Origin of the sequence: Streptomyces sp. NPDC050164 (assembly GCF_044459945.1) — a bacterium.
Taxonomy (GTDB): Bacteria; Actinomycetota; Actinomycetes; order Streptomycetales; family Streptomycetaceae; genus Streptomyces; species Streptomyces coeruleorubidus_A.
This window is the reverse complement of record NZ_JBITJK010000037.1, coordinates 24,364-41,384: the sequence shown is the minus strand read 5'-3', so window position 1 is coordinate 41,384 and position 17,021 is coordinate 24,364. Positions and strand designations below refer to the sequence as shown.

Genomic DNA, 17,021 nt, shown 5'->3' with positions numbered 1-17,021 from the left:
CGGGCGCCCGGCTCGAGCGGCGCGTCGGACGGGAAACCATGGCGGCTCATTCGCCCTTCGCCAGGGCTTGTTCGCCGTTGCGCTGCAGGTCGGCGAGGATCTTCGCCGGATCGCCGGTGCGCAGCGACTGAAGGCCGGTGTTGAACTGGCCGAGGACCTTCTCGAAGCCGGGTATGGTCACCGGGCCCTGGGCGTAGGCGTTCGCGTCGACCCATGCCTTTGCGGCGGGCACCTTGTCGGCGTAGGTGGCCTGGGCGCTGGTGCGCGAGGGCATCACGCCGAAGGCGTCGGCGAACTTCAGCTGCTGGGTGGCGGAGGTCAGATACTTCACCAGGTCCACGGACGCGGCCCGGTGCGTGCTGTCCTGGGCGACACCCCAGCAGGTGCTGAAGGCGAGCGAGCCCTTCCCTGCTGGTCCTTCGGGCAGGGGCACGGCCTTGTACTTGATGTTCGGGAAGTCGAGCTTCATGGCGCCGGTGAGCCAGTTGCCCTCGATGGTCATGGCGGCCTTGCCCTTGCCGAACGCCTCACCGCCCCATGCGGTGTCGACCTGCTTGGCGTACTTCAGGGAGCCATCTTTCAGCAGCGACTGCACATAGGTGAGCGCTTCGATGTTCTGGCTGCTGTCGGCGGTCATCTTCGTCTGGTCGGCGTTGGTGATCGCACCGCCGGCCTCCTTCATGAAGGCGCCGAGCCGCACGTACTCGTCGTTGGTCACCAGGCCCGTGACATCACCGCTGGTGAGCTTGGCCGCGACGGTCTTCAGCTCGGCCCAGGTGGTCGGGTAGTCCTTGTCCGTCAGCCCGGCCTTCTTCCACAGGTCGGTGTTGATCGCCAGCGCGAGCGTGGAGGTGTCCTTGGGCAGACACATCAGCTTCCCGTCGTAGGTGAAGGACGACCGCAGCGGCGCGGCGAAGTCGTCGACGTCCTTCACCTGGTCGCCGTAGGCGTAGAGGGAGCCGCCCTTGGCGTAGTTGGCGAACAGGTCGGACGGAACGTAGAAGACGTCCGGCGGATTGCCCCCGGCGAATGACTGCGTGAGCTGCTGGTTGAGATCCTTGGCGAGCTCCACGGTCACCGTGTTGCCGGACTGCTTCGCGTACGCGGCCACGGCCTCCCTGACGGCCTTGGTCTCGGCGTCGCCCGAGGTGCCGATGAGGACCGTCAGTTTCTGGCCGGAGCCGGTGTCCTGCTGTGCTTCCTTGCCGCCGCCGAAACTCGACGAGCAGCCCGTGGCGGCCAGCAGCGCCGCGCAGGTGACGATGGCCGCGGTGGCCTTTCGGTTGACCATGGAAATCCTCCGTGGGATGCGGGTGTGACGTGCGGCTCCACCCGGTCCGCGCGGGATGCGGGTCCGGGGTGGGGGGGAGGAGAGGGAGAGGTCTCGAAGATGAAGGGGTGCCGGGCAGACTGGTCACCCGGCCTGGCGGCTGCTGTCCGGGGCAAGGGAGGGGGCGCCGGAGCGGCTGCCTGGTCAGGGCGGCTGCACTCGGCTCCGGGCGCCCAGCGGCTGCTACTCGGCTAACTCGGTCGTGTCCGCGGTGCCGTCGCACGGTGCGCCGCTGCTGTCGCGCACGACCAGGGACGGCTCCAGCAGAAGGCGCTCCGGCGGTGCGTCTGGCGCGGCGATCCGCGCCAGCAGCAGCCGTACGCACTCCCGGCCGACCTCCTCCAGCGGCTGGGCGACGGAGGTCAGCGCGGGGAAGAGGTTCTCGGCGGTCGGCGAGTCGTCGAAGCCGACCACGGCGACATCGCGGCCGGGGGCGGCGCCGCGCTCGCGCAGCGTCTGGTAGCAGCCGAGGGCCAGCATGTCGCTGGCCGCGATCACGGCGGTCGCGCCCGCGTCCAGGAGCGGTTTCACGGCGGTGCGGGCCGCGTCGATGTCACCCACCGTCTGCGCGCGCCGCCCGCGGGTCGGCAGTCCGTGCCGGCGCATGGCCCGCTGCCAGCCCTCGGCACGGTCGTCACCGGAGCCGGAGCCGCGTTCCCAGCCCAGGAAGGCGATCTTGCGATGCCCGAGGGCGACCAGGTGCTCGACCGCGGCGTCCGTGCCCGAGGCGCCGTCGACGTCGACCCAGTCGCCGATCTGCCGCCCCGACCAGATTCGGCCGAAGGCGACGAACGGTACACCCCGCTTGGCGAGCCACGCCTGGCGCGGGTCGTTGCGGGCGGTGCCGCTGAGCACGAAGCCGTCGACCTCGTGCTGGTCCAGCAGTTCCTCGTACCCCTGAAGGGTCGGGCCGCCGGGCGGGCAGGCGAACAGCAGGATCCGGTATCCGGCCTCATCGGCGGCCTGCGACAAGGCGTGCAGGAACCGGTCCAGGACCGGGTTGCTGCTCAGTGTGGGCAGGATGCCGTAGCCGATCAGCTTGCTGGAGCGGGTGCGGAGCGTCTGCGCGGCGCGGCTGGGGCGGTAGCCCATCTCCTCGATCACGCGGCTCACCCGCTCCAGGGTCTCGGGACGCAGCATGCCGGGCGAGTTGATCGCGTTCGACACGGTCTGCGGGGAGACCCCGGCCCGGGCGGCGACCATCGCGAGGGTCACCGGGCCGTTCTTGGCCGAGGCAGTGTTCTTGGCGCGGGGCATGCGGCTCTCCGGCTTGCTGAGGAGATGTGGGTCGGTTTTAGCGTTCCAAAAGCGTTGTCATCGCTCTGACGTTTGACTTAGTGTCCTTTGAACGATCTAACGCTGAGAGGTTCTACTTCCTTGGACACCACTGTCAAGACCCAGGACACCAACGGCTCGGTCACGGCGCCCTCCTCCGCGACCGGCGGCCTGCAGCCGTTCCTGCATGACGCGGTCGTCACACTGCACGCGCCGAGCCTCGTGATCTCGAGAGAAGACGGGCAGCTCAGCGGGGGTGCGGACGGCTTCTACCACGGCGACCGACGGGCGCTTTCCCGGCTGACCGTCACCGCCGAGGGCATCGCTCTGGCGCCCGTTCAGGGCGGGCTGCGGGGCGCGGACCGCGCCGGCTTCCGGGCGGTCCTGCGCGGGCTCGGCGAGGTGACACCGGACCCGGCCGTCGCCCTGCACCGCCGCCGCAGCACCTCCGACGGCCGCTTCGAGGAGGTCTTCGAGGTCACCAACGCGGGCGGCGAGCACGTCCGCCTCCGGCTGACGGTGAGCGCGGGCACGGACCTCGCCACCATGGAGCAGGTCAAGTCGGGACACGTCATCGCGGAGGCGTCGCCGCAGGTCGCGGACGGCGACACCGTCGGCCTCGCCTGGTCCACGGACGACTTCACCGTACGACTGGCCGCCGAGCCCGCACCGGACGCGCTTCAGGTGCCGACGGGCGAACTGTCCTACGACATCGACCTCAAGCCCGGCACATCGTGGACGGCGACACTGACCTGCACCGCCACCTACGCGGACGGCGACCAGTTCCCGGCGCCGCCCGCGGGCCGACTGCCCTGGCGCATCCCCGTGCTGCGCAGCGCGGACCGTCGCTTCGACCGGTGGCTGGAGCAGTCCCTCGCCGACCTGGACCGGCTGCGCCTGACGGACCCGCGGTCGCCCGACCCGGACCGCCCGGACCAGTTCCTGGCCGCCGGCGCCCCCTGGTTCCTGACCCTCTTCGGCCGCGACTCGCTCTGGGCCGCCCGCATGCTCCTCCCGCTCGGCACCGAGCTCGCCGCCGGAACCCTGCGGACACTCGCCCGGCGCCAGGGCCTGGTCACCGACTCGGCCACGGAGGAGCAGCCGGGCAAGATCCTGCACGAAGTGCGCCGCGACACCCTCCAGATCGCGGACCGCCTCTCCCTCCCGCCGGTGTACTACGGCACGGTGGACGCCACACCGCTGTGGATCACCCTGCTCCACGACGCCTGGCGCTGGGGTCTGGCCCCGGAGGAAGTCGAACTACTGCTGTCCCACGCCGAGTTGGCGCTCGCGTGGATGCGTGACCAGGCAGACGCCAGTGGTGACGGGTTCCTCAAGTACGTCGACCAGACCGGCCACGGCCTGTCCAACCAGGGCTGGAAGGACTCCGACGACTCCATCCGCTACCGCGACGGCCGCCGCGCCCACGCTCCGATCGCGCTGTGCGAGGTCCAGGCGTACGCCTACGAGGCCGCACGCGCCGGAGCTGCGCTGCTGCGCGCGTTCGGCCGCCCGGGCGCGGACGCCTGGGAGGACTGGGCGGACCAGCTGGCCGCCCGCTTCCGGGCGTGTTTCTGGGTGGAGGACGAGAAGGGTCCGTACCCGGCGGTCGCGCTCGACGGCGACGGCAGGCCGGTCGACTCGGTCACCTCTGGCTTCGGCCACCTCCTGGGCACGGGCCTGCTCAACGCGGAGGAGAGTGCGCTGCTGGCCGCCCGGATCGCCGGGCCCGACCTCGACGCGGGGCACGGTCTGCGCACTTACAGCAGCGACGCGGTGGGCTACAACCCGTACGGCTATCACGTCGGTTCGATCTGGCCGCACGACACCGCGATCGCCGTACACGGCCTGATCAGGGCCGGCTTCCCGGACGCCGCGGCATCCCTGGCCGACGGCCTGTTGACGGCGTCGGCAGCATTCGACGCCCGCCTGCCCGAACTCTTCGCAGGCCACGGCACCGAGGCGGGCCCCGGCCCGGCCCCCTATCCAGCGTCCTGCCGTCCCCAGGCGTGGGCGGCCGCGTCCTCGGTCCTCGTGCTTCAAGCGGCCTTGGGCCTGAACGCGGACGTCCCGGGCGGCACGGTCACCGTGGCCTCCACGTTCGCCCGGAACTACGGACCGCTGTCCCTGAACGGGTTCCAGGTCGATGGGAACCGACTGGACGTCACGGTGACAGCGGACGGAGCAGCGCAGGTGACGCCACCGGGGGAGTTGGTCGTGACCATGGCCTGATGTGACTGAGCGCGCTACGTGGTGCTGGCCGCCCATCCGGACACGCGGTCAGAACCCGCTACATGGCCATCACATGACGAGGGCGGGGTCGGAAACCCCGCCCGCTACTCATGAAATCCCAGGTCAGAGCCACACCAGGCAATAAGGCTGATGCCCCGCCTCATGCAGCCGATGCGAGAAGTCCTGCCACTCATGAAGCCGATTGAGGGCGGGAGGGTGCTGGCCTGGGGTTTCTTGGCGATGTGTGCGCTGACCAGGGGAAACGTCTCTCCGTAGTTCTCACTGGTCTACGCCGTTTCCCGGGCTCATGTGCCCTGGATGTGCCCTCGGGCTCGATACGAGCGACTTGTGCGTGCCGGCTCGACAGCCGACTCGCCGTTCTCTGAGTGTGGTTCAGTCCCGGAGGTCTTGGACCATCACCGCGTACACGGGTGAGTCGGCGAATGGTTGTTGCTCGCCGACTTTGGAGTACCCCCACGACTCATAGAGTTCCTGCACCTTGGGGTGGGTGACGTCGACCAGGAGCACGGCGAGGTCTTCCGTACGTTCCTTGAGCAGCGCCTCGTGCAATCGCTCGGAGATGCCCTGCTTGCGCCAGCCGGGGCGGACCATCACCTCGGACACGGCATAGGTAGAGGTGTAGCCGTTGTTCGGCTCGTAACCCGTGGAGCGCCACCACTCCCGGCCAGGGGCGAGCTGGGCGCCGTAGGCGAAGCCGACGGGTTCCTCTCCGTCGTAGGCCACGACACAGGAGAAGCCCTCCATGCCGCTCCAGTGGTCGACGAACCAGGCGAAGCGCTGGTGGAAGGGGTCGTCCATCTGGTCGGCGTAGGCGTCGGCGTGTACGTCGATGAGCATCTGCCGGAAACCTTCGGGGAGGTTTCCGTGCTGGAAGTGACGTAGGTCGGTCACGCTCGACTCCATTCGGTTCGCATTCGGTCTGCCCAGTCTCGTGCGCAGGAGGTGGAAGGGGACAGGGCGAACAGGCCCCGGTGGAAGTCGCCGATGAGCGTGCGCATACGGCCGGGCAGGGGATCGCCATCCATGATGGTGAAGACGTCGGCGGCTGTCACTGTGGCTTGTTCGGCGTCGCCCTGGTGCAGTTGCGCGAGAGCAAGTTGGGCCGTTGCGAGCGCCCTGTTGCGCCGGAAGGTTGTCGGGATCTTGGCCAGGGCGCGGTGAGCCATGGCTTCGGCGTGGGCGTGGTGTCCGCTGTTGTAGTGGACGATGGCGGCGAGGTGATCGAGTTCGGCCTGGCCGTAGAAAGCTGTCCAGCGCGGGCGCTCGCGTTCCGGAGTCTTGGTGAAGGCGTCCTGGGCCGATCCGAGGGATCGCCCAGCGATGCGGCCATCGCCGAGTGCCGCGTAGGCGAGGGCGGCGCGGATACGACCCAGGGAGTCGAAGAACGGGTCACGTCGAGCGGCCGGGGAGGCTTGTGCGGCCTGAGCTGCCGCGAGAGCTTCCGGCCAGTTCTGGCGCTGGTAGGCGAGCATGGACAGGTTGACCCACACCCGCATTTCGGTGGGGCCGTCCTGGGATAGGCCGGCGTACGTCGCGGATTCGTTCAGGTGCCGTTGCGCCTGGTCGAGGTTGCGGGCGTCGATGCAGGACCAGGCCGCGATGGTGGAGTATTCAGCGGCCAGCGCGTACAGAGCTCGGCGGACGCGTTCGCCGGCGTTGCGCTGCTGCAACTCCAGTACGCCGTCGCGGCCTTTCATTGCCGCCTTCTCCAACTCCGCGTGACCACCCTGGCGGTCGTCGGCTGCGACGAGGGCGTTCATCCCGGTGGCGGCTCGAGCCACATCTGACATGCCGACCGCGCGGCGCTGGGCGATCTGGGGAACCGCGGCGGCTGCGGTCCCGGTGGCCGAAGCGATGAAGGTGCGACGCCGCACAGGGTCCTCCTGCGGGTGGTGCATGGTGCGTGGTGCGCTGAACCCTAAGTCCTCGACGGGGCACCCGAACACCCACTCCAGCGCGGCGCATGTACGGCTGATGGGGCGGCGGGACGTTCCGTTGAGCAGGTTGCGGACGGTGCGGGCGGAGACATCGCCGGGTCTGCCGGTGATCTCTGCCAGCGCAGTGTTCATCCGACCAGCCAATTCATCCTGGGTGAGGCCGAGTTCCTCCAGCCGGCTCTTGAGGATGGCGTTCGCTCCCATGCCACCGACCGTAGACCGGCAGTCACCGACTGAACCAGACCCCAGGTCACGGGAATGCAAAGTCTTCCGGTTCGAGGCGGCGGTGGGAGCACGACCTTTCCTGTTCCTCTCGGGCCACAGGCGGTTGACTCGGTATCAGCCCGTCGAGGTCCTGATTCCCCCTTCCTCGACGGCTTGGAGGAGAGCCCGCCCCCGGCGCCACCCCGTCGCGGGGGCGGGCGTCCACCCCGGAGGGATGTTCCTGTGACCATGACCGCAGCCCGACCTACTGCGACCGGCGCCCCCGGTTACACCGAGACGATGCCGTGCGAGCCGGAATCCGCTCGCCGGGCCCGCCTGCTCGTCTCCGCAGCCCTAAGCACTTGGGGCATAGGCGAGTTGGCTGAGGCTGGGGTGCAGATTGTGGCCGAGCTGGTCAACAACGCAATCGACCACACTCGGTGCCGGAACGTCCGTGTCCTGGTCACGCGTCCAACCCAGGGCGTGGTGCGTATCGGCGTCGCCGACACATGCAGGGAAGGCCCCGAGCTGGGCAGCCCCGACGACGACGCCGAGGAGGGGCGCGGCCTGCTCCTGGTGGAGGCCCTCAGCTGGAGATGGGGATACGACCGGAAGCGCTGGGGCAAGGTCGTGTGGGCCGAGCTGGAAGTGCCGGCCGAGTGCTGAGGCCCCGGGTGTCCTTACGTCTGATGGATGCCGACGAGCTGGTGGACGATCCCAGCCCAGAGGCGTGTGTAGAACTCACCCTCGGTCCCTTCCGTGCGACGAGCGACCCCGGCACCGAGATATTCGCCGCGCCCCTGCGCATCACGCCCGTGGATCTCCTCCGGCTGCACATGGAGTCGGACCTTGCGCTCGGGGAAATCCGAGCCGAGGCCACAAGGGCGGAGACCGAGTATCAGCGGCGACTTAGCCGCTGGCACGAGGAGGGCCGAGCGGCGGTCGAGGGCAGGGAGCCGGAGGTGACACTCCTCGTGCGTGTGCTTGAGGGACTCCGTCGGCAAGTTGTCGCGCCGGTCTGACACCGCTCCGAGGCGACCGGCGCTTGACAACTCCCGCTGGGCGCCTCGATGTCCGATGCGCTTGGTGAGCGAGCAAGGCAGTCGAGACACAGGCACTATCCGTAGAGAAAGGAAGACCGTGTTCAACTACATGGACCGATTCCCCACCGGCAGCCCGCTGCCACAGGGACACCTGACCGCCGCTCCTTGGGGCCTGCGTCGCATCGCCCCGTACCCGTCCGTCGAGGCCCCGGACTACGTGGCGGTGGAGCTGGACCCGGCGACCCAGACCGCCCGGTACTTGGACGCGTCCGGAGCGCCCACCATGTCGCCGGGGCATGGCACATCTTCCGGTACCAATCCGTCCACCGGCACCACGGGCCAGGGCGACCGTAACAGCGACTCCCCTGACAGCGACACGGGGAACGACACCGACCAGTGACTCCAGTGGCGAACGACGATCGTCCGGTCCTGGTTGTCACAAACCTTGACGACCCGACCACGGACATCGTGATCAGCGAGCTGCACGACCGGGGTGTCCCGGTCGTGCGGTTCGACTCCGGTGACTTCCCCGCCACCCTGTCGTGCTCCGCCTCGATCGGCGACACCGACAGGTGGCGTGGAAGCGTGCAGACCCTGAGCAGGCGTGCCGACCTGGGCGCCGTGAGGTCGATGTACTACCGTCGCCCCTCTGGGTTCGCCTTCCCTCACCTCGACAGGCAGGAAGAGCGGTTCGCCATCGCGCAGGCCCGCTACGGGCTGGGTGGCATCCTCACTTCGCTGCCCGGCTGTCTGTACATCAATCACCCCAACCGCATCGGCGACGCCGAGTACAAACCGTCCGGACTCGCGGCCGCAGCGGCGGCCGGCTTCACCCTGCCGCCCACGCTGATCACCAATGTGCCTGACGACGCGCGGGCGTTCATCAAGGGTCACGGCCCGGCCATCTTCAAACCCATCTCGGTCCCGCTCTACCTGGTCGACGGCAAGGCCCAGACGGTTCCCGTGACTGAGGTGACCACCGACGAGATCGACGACGCGGTGGCCGGCACCATGCACCTGTTCCAGAAGTGCGTGGACAAGGTCGCGGACGTCCGGGTGACGGTCATCGGCGAACAGATCTTCGCGGTGCGAATCGACTCCGGTCTCCTCGACTGGCGCACCGACTACGGCACCCACACCTACACGCCCGTCACCACGCCGCCTGAGGTGGAGCGCGCCATGCGTGCCTACCTGAAGCACTTCGGGCTTGTCTTCGGGGCGTTCGACTTCGCCTTGACCGACTCCGGCGAGTGGGTCTTCATCGAGTGCAATCCTTCGGGGCAGTGGGCTTGGATGGAGCCGCCGACCGGTCTGCCCATGACCGCGGCACTCGCCGATCTCCTGGAAGGAGGACTCCGTGGCTAGTGAGCCCCATGCCGAGACAGCGGCAGCCGACTTCCGACGCCAACTGGCAGCCGGACTGGAGAAGGACGGCTGGCTGCGCTCGCCGGAGTGGCGGGCAGCCGTTGAGGCAGTACCCCGCCACGTGTTCATCCCGCGCTTCTACCGCGAGAGCGACGGCCCGGGTGTCACCACCTGGGAGCCGGTCACCGAGGCGAACGTCGGCCAGGACGCGTGGCTCCGCCTCATCTACTCCGACGAGACGTGGATGACCCAGTTCGACGGCCGGGACATCGACTGGGCCGATCCGAAGCCGATCAGCAACGCGGTCCCGACCTCATCGTCCACTCTGCCGAGCCTCGTAGTCCGGATGCTCGAAGACCTGGATGTGCACGAGGGCATGAGCGTGCTGGAGATCGGGACAGGCACCGGCTACTCGACGGCACTGATGTGCCACCGGCTCGGCAGTGAGGCCGTGACCTCGATCGAGACGGACGAAGGTGTGGCACGGCGAGCCCGCGAGGCTCTCGCGAGGTCCGGCTATACCCCTGACCTGGTGGTGGGGGACGGCCGCGTCGGCCACCTCGACGGAGCCCCCTACAACCGGCTGATCGCCACGTGCGGTTTCCGGAACATCCCCCCTGCCTGGCTGGAGCAAGTGCCGCCCGGCGGCGTCATCCTGACCACTCTGCGCGGCTGGATGCGCTCCCTCGGCCTGGTGAAGCTCATCGTCACCGGCGACAGCGCGAGCGGCTGGTTCAGCGAGGACGACCCGAGCTTCATGATCGCCCGCCAGCAGGATGCGCCGGAGAGCCTCGGCATGGTGCCGGGGCCCGACGATGGCACGAAGCGGAAGGTCACGCACGGGCCGGAAGTCCTCACCGGTTCGGGGCCCGGCTTCATGGCACAACTTGCGGTGCCAGATGCCCGCTTCTTCTCCATGCCGGTCGATGGCGGACCGGTGAGCACGTTCGTGCTGGACGGCGGCACTGATTCGTTCGCCGTCCTCGCTCCCACGGACAGTGGCTGGGAGGTCCGCCAGGGTGGCCGGCGCCGACTCTGGGATGCGGTCGAGTCGGCGGTGGCCACCTGGGAGGAGTACGGCTCACCGAGCACTGCCGCGTTCGGGGTGACGGCATCCCGCGATGCGCAGGTGGTCTGGCTCGGGAACCCGAACGGCCCTCAATGGCCGCTTTCCGCCTCGTGATCAACGCCGCCGAGCTTGATGCTCCTGCGAAGGCCGTACGGCTGGGCGCTCTGGCACATGGCGGGCATTTGCTGCCTGCGCTCTCGGTCCCGGCGCGTGGCGTTCGCCGAGGCGACGGACGCGCCAAGTAAGGGCGCGGGCAGGGCTGCGGGCGTCGTCCAGGGTGCGTTGGCTGAGTGCCCGGTCGAGGAGGGTGGACGCGTTGTGGCCAGCAGCCTCTGCCTCGGCGAGCACGGTGGACAGGGCATCCCAGGCAGGGTCGTTGAGGATGCGTTCGGCGTGCTCGGGCAGCGCCTGTTGGAGGTGGTAGGCGTAGCGCCGCTTGGTCTGCAGGCTGGGTGCCCGGCTGGCGAGGCCGACCAGGACTGGTTCGGCGATCTGGGCGTACACGGCCTGCAGGTGGATCAGGGTCTGTTCGGCTGCCGCCTGCTGTTGGGCGTGCTGGCGGGTGCGGTGCCAATGCATCGCGTAGGCGACCGCGGTGAGCGCCACGTCCAGCAGCATTGCCAGTCCGGCGCCGTCCCCGTGCGGTACCGGGTCCTTCCAGATCGCCCGAACGCTGCGGCGCAGAGCGCGGGCGCTGTCGTGGTCTGCGGCGATGCGGGAGCGGGTGGCGCGCTCGAAAGCGATGGCGGCTCGTTCGAGTTCGGCCCGCACTGCGGCCGGGGCCGTGAGTGGGAGCAGATCGAGGGCTCCGCCAAGCGCGTCCAGCTGGCCTTGGCCCACTTCGTCGTTGCCGTTGCCGAGGTGGTGGGGGATGCGTTCGGTGGCAGCAGTGGCCTGGTGCCAGGGATTGCCCGGGCGGACGGGAACCGGTTCAGGAGTGGTGGCGGCGAGACGTTTGCGGATCTTGGGCAGGGAGAGGTTGCCGGCCAGGGTGGAACCGGCGTACCAGATGGGTTCCTTCTGCTTGTTGACGTCACCGGGCAGGGAGACGCTGTAGCCGATTACAGCGCCGGATGGCTCCGTTTTCGGCCGCACGTTCAAGCCGGTCGCATCAAGCAGGGCGAAGAACTCGGTCTCGGTGGACGCGGCGGCCATCGCGCGGCGCACACGCAGACGCAGGATCTCGCGGGATGTGGCGTCCTCGCCCAGACGCTTGGCCTTGAACACTTCCTTGCTGGTGGGGCGCTTGGCGGCCGTGCCGTCGCCGGGCTTGAGCCGACGGAGCCCGTAGTCGATCTCGATCTTGCGGGCCTCTCGTTGGACGGCGCGGATGTCGTGGTCGCGGCGGGGGCGGCGGCCGTCCTGGCGGACGAGGGTGGCTGCGATGTGGATGTGGTCGTCGGCGTGCCGTACGGCGACCCAGCGGCAGGCGTCGGTGTCTCCGGCGGGGGCGATACCGGCGGCAGCCACGATCCGGCGGGCGATCTCCGCCCATTGGGCATCGGACAGGATCGGGTCCTCGCGGGCGGCACGGACCGGGCAGTGCCACACCGTGGTCTTCGGAGCCCGGCGGCCGAGCATGGCCACCGGCTGGTCGAGCTGTGTGTGGAGCTGCTTTTCCACCTCTTTGGGGTCACGGTGCGGGCTGCGGCCGGGGTCTGGGGCGAAGGCGTTCCAGGAGGCGACAAGGTGCGGATCAATGTGCTCGTTGGCGGTGCCTTTGCCGAAGAGGTAGGCGATCAGGCGGCGGGTACTGCCCTTGCCGGTGATGATCTTCGGTATCACCGGCTCACCGACCCTCGGTGACCTGGGCGATGGCAGTGTCCAGCTCGGCAATCGACGCCTCGACGCGATCGAGGAGCCGGTGGACGGTGTCGGGCTGGGGCCAGGTGCCGTCCTTGTTGAGGTGCCAGGTGAGCTGGTTGAGGTTGTTGCCGATGCCGGCGAGCTGCCTGTTGGCGGCCATCAGCACCTGAACCATGGCGCGATAGTCGGCGACCGCTGCCGTGGGATCCTCGGCGCGGGCGGCGGCGAGCGATGCCTCGGCGACGTAGCCACCGGGTTTCATGCGGCTGAGTGCGGCGGCGTGCTCGACTTCGGCGAACTCGCTGTCGCTGTAACGGGGGTGGACGCGGTGTTCGCGCAGGCGCGGCTGACGCAGGCGGCGTCGCGTCGTGGGCGTCTGTGCGGTGTGCGGCGATGGTGTGGTGGCTCCCGTATCGGTCGGCTCCCCCGGGCCAGCCGACTCCGGTGCTCCCTCGGCGCCGGATGCCTCCGCCCCCTCTGGGGCGGAGGCCGGGTAAGGACTCCTTACCCGACAACTTGCTGCGCTGTCTGAGGCTGAGGTGGTGTGCATCTGCTGCTGAGCTGTGGGGAGTTCGTGGTGCTGTTCGTGCATGGGGGTACTCCGGTGGCGAGGGGAGGGAGGTGTGTCACGTGTGTCGCATCCGTCCCATGCCTGGTCAGGACAGGTACGGACACTCGGTCAGGTACGGAGAAGTCCGTCCCGGCGAGAGCATCCGTCCCCGCGCTGACCTGCGCGGGGACGGATGCGACGCCGAGATACGGCCCCAGGGGAGGCGGGTCAGCGGGCGCGTTTGGGGCCGGCGGGGCTGCCGGGCGGGCCGATGGGCAGCGAGCCCGCCGGGGCGGCGGGCGGCTTGCCCTGGGCCGGGCGCGCGGGCGTGGCGTCGTGGGTGGGGGCAGGCGCCGTCTCGGCGAGGTCGGGGCAGTGTCGGGCCCAGCTGTCGAGGAACCTGTTACGGGCGTACCCCTTGGCCTGCCTGCCCTTGTCGAACCGGTAGTTGGCCGGACGGATATCGAAGTCCCGCAACATTCTGACCAGGTAGTAGGCGTTGAGCCCCTTGGTGCCGTGCTCAGCCCAGGGGGCGTCGGGGTCCTGGAGCAGGGCGGCGACCAGATCCTGGCTGGACAGGGCCTCGGGGTTGCCGTGTGCCTCGAATACGCGGTGGATGTCTCGTAGCAGCCGCGTCTTCAGGTTGGTCTGCTCGTCCTGGACAGCCTCGAACCGGGTCATCGCCCCACAGGCCGCACGAGCACTGGCGGGCCAGTGGCCGCCGGCCAGGTCGGCGATGATGACCAGCGGTTCCCAGGTGTCCGCCGCCCGGTCCTCGACAGGCATCGTTGGCGCCATGCGGCTGGCCGTGCCGCGCAGCGGGCCCAGCCAGGCGGCCAGTTTGTCCCGCACCGCGTTCAGCTCCGGTGTGGCGTAGCGCGAGCGGAACGGGGTCACCTTCTCGCCCGGCTTGCGCTTTTGCATGCGGAGCACGACCGCCCGGTCCGTGATCGTGTCGGGCAGGTCACCGATCGAGGCCAGCGCGGCCATGGCGAAGGTCGGATACGGGGTCGGCTTGTGCTCCGGACCGGAGATGCGCCAGGCGGGCCGGTTGCGCTGGTGTCCGGCGTTCAGCAGGCCGCGCAGTTCCTCGTTGTCGCCGGCCTTGCTGAAGATGGCGTCGGCCTCGTCCACGAGGATCGTGCGCGGGTTCTTGCCGATGATGCGGAAGAGCACCGCCGTGGACATGTTCACCGTCATGATCGGCTGGTGGACGGTCTCGTGAAGCACGTCCAGAACACGGGACTTGCCGCAGCCCTTCGTCGGGCCTACGACCGCCAGACGCGGCGCGTGCTGCAGAACGGTCTGGATGTGCGTGGCCGCCACCCACAGGGTGACCGCTGTCAGCGCCTCGTCACTGGGCAGCACGACGTACTTGCCGATCGCCGCCCGCACCTCATCCAGCAGTTCCGCACCCTCACCGGAACCCCGTTCCCCAGGGTCTGCCGGTCCCCGAGGAGGCCGGGAGCGGGTCCCGTGATCCGGTCCCCGTGCGTCGACGGGACCGGTCCCCTCCTGCTGGGCGGTTCCCGCCACGGGGTTGTCGGTCCCCAGCGCCTGGTGGGGACCGTGATCACGGTCCCCAACAGCGGCATCAGCAGACGGCTGGGGACGGTCCCCGTGTGCCTCCACATCCGCCGAGTGCTCGACGGTCCCCGACGCCGGGGACCGTGTGTCCACCTGATCCCTGCGGCGCCAGGGGATGCCTTCGCCGGGGACCGCGGGAGTGGGCCAGTCGGTCGGGGAGGCGTTCGTGGAGCTGGGGGACGTAGAGTCCTCCATAGGCGTTCCTCTCCGGTGAGAGGCAGGACGGGCAAGGTCCCACCCCTCACCAGCTCATTCGTTCAGGGATGGGCGATCAGTTGGGAAGTCTTCGGCCCTCGGCGTTGTCGCGCCGGGGGCCGCTTCGTTGTCCGCGCCAGACGCGGGGTCAGGCCGTGAGGTCGTACGACGTCTGGGCATCCAGCCACGCGTCCACCTCCCGCCAGCGGTAGCGCAGGTGACGGCCGACCTTGTGGACGCTGGGGCCGATGCCCCGGTACTTCCACTGGTAGAGGGTCTTCACCGGTACCCCGAGGTACGCAGCCACGTCGGCGGGAGTGGCGAGCTGGTCACGCTCGGCGCCGGCAAGGCGCGGGGAGTGGTTCGGCAATGAGGTCTCCGTATAGGAATCAGGGTTTTGGATGGCAGGCGTGGGCAACACAGCCACACCACTTGGGAAGCGTCCAGGGTGAATTCTGAAACTCCCGGCTACTTCCCTCGGTGTCGCCGGGGAAGACCAAAACAGTAAGGGCAGATCCCCGGTTGCCGAAATCGCTCCCCTGGAAGCCGAAATTTTCTGCGGAGAAGCAGCCGACTGAAGTGCCGGAATCCGGTACCTCAGCAGTTCAGAGGCGGTGTCCAGTGCTGAGAAGTGGCGTGGCCAGTCCAGCGGATATGCCATCCGATAGCCGCTCAAATCGCCCGCTTCTTTGACGCGGCGGGAAGGTAGCACAACCTCCCCAGCGAAACGGCTCGTGATGTGCCGGAATTCGACGAGACGAACACCACTTCGCCTCCGGGCGACTTTTGGAGAGTTTAAGAACTAACTCTTGCCATGGCGGCCGACTGCAAGTTACAGCTATTTGTCATGTCCAACCGACCTGTCGAAATAGGCCCCGCCGGCCTCCACACGGCCCGCGCCATCGAGCACCTACGCCTCGTGCGCAGCCTGCCCCAGCACCAGCTCGCGACCCCTCCCGCAGCCCTGCTGCTCCCGTGGCTGACGCACATCGCCGCGCCCTACGCCACAGCCCAGTCCCCTAACCTCATCCAGGAGGCCCTTCTTGGCTGACGTGTACGACCGCTGGCACAAGTCCCACCCCAAGCCCACCGAGGCCGAGTGCGGCGAACACAAGAGCCGTACGAAGCGGATAGTCCCTACCGCCGATCACGGCATCGGCAAGCGCTGGCAGGTCCGTTACCGCGACCTGGACGGCCGCCAGCGCAAGGAGAACTTCCACACGAAGGCCGAAGCGGACAACCGTGCCGCCGAGGTCGACGTCGAGATCCGGCGCGGCTCCTACGTCGTCCCGGCCGAGACGAAGCAGACACTCGGCGCCTACGCGCAGAAGTGGCTCGACGCGAACTCCGTCGGCCCCACGACCGCGCTCCGCTACGAGGCGACCGTCCGCAACCACATCGTGGAGCACCTCGGTCGGCGCGAGCTGCGGTCCCTCAACCAGCCCTCGATCATTCAGGGTTGGATCCGCACGCTCCAGGACGCGGAACTGGAAGTGTCGACGATCGAGGGCATCTTCGACATCCTCTCCAGCATCCTCGGCATGGCCGTGGAGGACGGGCTGCTGCCGAAGAACCCCTGCAAGTCGAAGTCGGTCAAGCTGCCGACGGCGACCAAGAAGAAGATCATCCCCTGGTCGTTGGAACGCGTACGTGCGGTCGTCGCCGGACTCCCGAAACGCTTCCAGGCAGGCGGCAAGCTCGCCTTCGGCTGCGGCCTGCGGCAGGGCGAGGTGTTCGGCTTCGCAGTCGACGACATCGACTTCAAGGGCCGCTGGATCCACGTCAACCGCCAGGTGCGGCTGGTCGGTACGAAGCCTGTCTTCGCCCTGCCCAAGGGCAACAAGATCCGGTCAGTGCCCCTGCCGGCCCAACTTGCCGCCACCCTCAAGGCCCACATGAAGGAGTTCCCACCCGTCACCGTCACGCTGCCATGGGCCAAACCGGACGGCGAACCGAAGACCTTTCGCCTCGTCTTCGTGGACGAGAAGAGCCGGGCCTACAACCGCAGCGTCTTCAACATGGGTGCCTGGAAGCTCGCCCTGGCCGCCGCCGGCGTGATCCCTCCGCGCGAGCGCGGAGCGCGCTACCTCCAGGCGGCCCCGGAAGACGGCATGCACGCCCTCCGACACGCCTACGCCTCCGTGCTCCTGGACGCGGGGGAGAGCATCAAGGCGCTCTCCGAATACCTCGGCCACTCGGACCCGGGCTTCACGCTGCGTACGTACACGCATCTGCTGCCATCCAGCGAGACCCGCACCCGCAAGGCGATCGACGACGCCTTCACGGAAACGGAAACGGGAACGGGAGCCGAGGCGGAAGACAACGGCGACCCACCCGCCACCCAGGGCACATCAGCGCCCCCGGCGAAACCAATGTGCCCTCAATGTGCCCTGGCCGCCTGACGGCC

General features: G+C 68.8%; 16 protein-coding genes. 8 read left to right on the top strand and 8 right to left on the bottom strand.

Annotated features, from left to right (window positions below):
• Positions 1-46: 46 nt before the first annotated feature.
• Both ACIBNA_RS35175 and ACIBNA_RS35170 read right to left on the bottom strand, forming a co-directional pair.
• On the bottom strand, positions 47-1,291 hold the full coding sequence (locus ACIBNA_RS35175; protein ID WP_149830124.1) for an extracellular solute-binding protein: 1,245 nt from the start codon (positions 1,289-1,291) through the stop codon (positions 47-49).
• Positions 1,292-1,513: 222 nt separating this feature from the next.
• Positions 1,514-2,587, bottom strand: coding sequence for a LacI family DNA-binding transcriptional regulator (locus tag ACIBNA_RS35170; RefSeq protein ID WP_362934643.1), 1,074 nt, complete (start codon positions 2,585-2,587; stop codon positions 1,514-1,516).
• A gap of 120 nt (positions 2,588-2,707) precedes the next feature.
• On the opposite strand from ACIBNA_RS35170, the gene ACIBNA_RS35165 reads away from it, so the two are divergent.
• Positions 2,708-4,837: a glycogen debranching N-terminal domain-containing protein gene (locus ACIBNA_RS35165; protein ID WP_362934640.1), complete on the top strand. Its 2,130-nt coding sequence runs from the start codon at positions 2,708-2,710 to the stop codon at positions 4,835-4,837.
• 393 nt (positions 4,838-5,230) lie between these two features.
• Here the strand turns inward: ACIBNA_RS35165 and ACIBNA_RS35160 are convergent, their stop codons facing one another.
• The gene (locus tag ACIBNA_RS35160; RefSeq protein WP_149830121.1) at positions 5,231-5,761 is read right to left on the bottom strand and encodes a GNAT family N-acetyltransferase; all 531 of its coding nucleotides are present in this window, start codon (positions 5,759-5,761) and stop codon (positions 5,231-5,233) included.
• Positions 5,746-6,999 carry a helix-turn-helix transcriptional regulator gene (locus tag ACIBNA_RS35155; RefSeq protein WP_149830120.1) on the bottom strand — a complete coding sequence of 418 codons (1,254 nt, stop codon included), beginning with the start codon at positions 6,997-6,999 and terminating at the stop codon, positions 5,746-5,748. The genes ACIBNA_RS35160 and ACIBNA_RS35155 overlap by 16 nt, the downstream gene beginning before the upstream one ends.
• Before the next feature lie 54 nt (positions 7,000-7,053).
• On the opposite strand from ACIBNA_RS35155, the gene ACIBNA_RS35150 reads away from it, so the two are divergent.
• The 5 genes from ACIBNA_RS35150 (at position 7,054) to tgmC (ending at position 10,590) form a co-directional block, all read left to right on the top strand.
• The gene (locus ACIBNA_RS35150; protein ID WP_399169239.1) at positions 7,054-7,665 is read left to right on the top strand and encodes an ATP-binding protein; all 612 of its coding nucleotides are present in this window, start codon (positions 7,054-7,056) and stop codon (positions 7,663-7,665) included.
• Between the two features lie 23 nt (positions 7,666-7,688).
• Positions 7,689-8,021 carry a hypothetical protein gene (locus tag ACIBNA_RS35145; protein ID WP_246204293.1) on the top strand — a complete coding sequence of 111 codons (333 nt, stop codon included), beginning with the start codon at positions 7,689-7,691 and terminating at the stop codon, positions 8,019-8,021.
• Between the two features lie 118 nt (positions 8,022-8,139).
• A complete protein-coding gene (tgmA, locus tag ACIBNA_RS35140) occupies positions 8,140-8,442 on the top strand; it encodes a putative ATP-grasp-modified RiPP (protein ID WP_149830118.1) in 303 nt (100 codons plus the stop codon).
• Positions 8,443-8,447: 5 nt separating this feature from the next.
• The gene (tgmB, locus tag ACIBNA_RS35135; protein WP_149830117.1) at positions 8,448-9,407 is read left to right on the top strand and encodes an ATP-grasp ribosomal peptide maturase; all 960 of its coding nucleotides are present in this window, start codon (positions 8,448-8,450) and stop codon (positions 9,405-9,407) included.
• A complete protein-coding gene (gene tgmC / locus ACIBNA_RS35130) occupies positions 9,400-10,590 on the top strand; it encodes an ATP-grasp peptide maturase system methyltransferase (RefSeq protein ID WP_399169237.1) in 1,191 nt (396 codons plus the stop codon). Before tgmB ends, tgmC begins: the two co-directional genes overlap by 8 nt.
• Here tgmC and ACIBNA_RS35125 read toward each other — a convergent pair whose 3' ends face one another.
• The 4 genes from ACIBNA_RS35125 to ACIBNA_RS35110 form a co-directional block, all read right to left on the bottom strand.
• Entirely contained in the window at positions 10,591-12,261 is a 1,671-nt protein-coding gene (locus tag ACIBNA_RS35125) for a relaxase/mobilization nuclease domain-containing protein (protein WP_399169236.1), read from the bottom strand. It lies immediately after the preceding gene.
• Positions 12,262-12,265: 4 nt separating this feature from the next.
• The gene (locus ACIBNA_RS35120; protein ID WP_149830143.1) at positions 12,266-12,832 is read right to left on the bottom strand and encodes a plasmid mobilization relaxosome protein MobC; all 567 of its coding nucleotides are present in this window, start codon (positions 12,830-12,832) and stop codon (positions 12,266-12,268) included.
• A gap of 228 nt (positions 12,833-13,060) precedes the next feature.
• The gene (locus tag ACIBNA_RS35115; RefSeq protein WP_399169235.1) at positions 13,061-14,227 is read right to left on the bottom strand and encodes a DUF3631 domain-containing protein; all 1,167 of its coding nucleotides are present in this window, start codon (positions 14,225-14,227) and stop codon (positions 13,061-13,063) included.
• A 535-nt stretch (positions 14,228-14,762) separates the two neighbouring features.
• Positions 14,763-14,984 (bottom strand): AlpA family transcriptional regulator, encoded by a 222-nt coding sequence (locus tag ACIBNA_RS35110; RefSeq protein ID WP_240103720.1) that lies wholly within the window; start codon positions 14,982-14,984, stop codon positions 14,763-14,765.
• A gap of 477 nt (positions 14,985-15,461) precedes the next feature.
• Between ACIBNA_RS35110 and ACIBNA_RS35105 the strand changes: the two genes are divergently transcribed.
• Positions 15,462-15,665 carry a hypothetical protein gene (locus ACIBNA_RS35105; RefSeq protein ID WP_399169234.1) on the top strand — a complete coding sequence of 68 codons (204 nt, stop codon included), beginning with the start codon at positions 15,462-15,464 and terminating at the stop codon, positions 15,663-15,665.
• Position 15,666: 1 nt separating this feature from the next.
• Entirely contained in the window at positions 15,667-17,016 is a 1,350-nt protein-coding gene (locus ACIBNA_RS35100; protein ID WP_399169299.1) for a tyrosine-type recombinase/integrase, read from the top strand.
• Positions 17,017-17,021 lie beyond the last annotated feature (5 nt).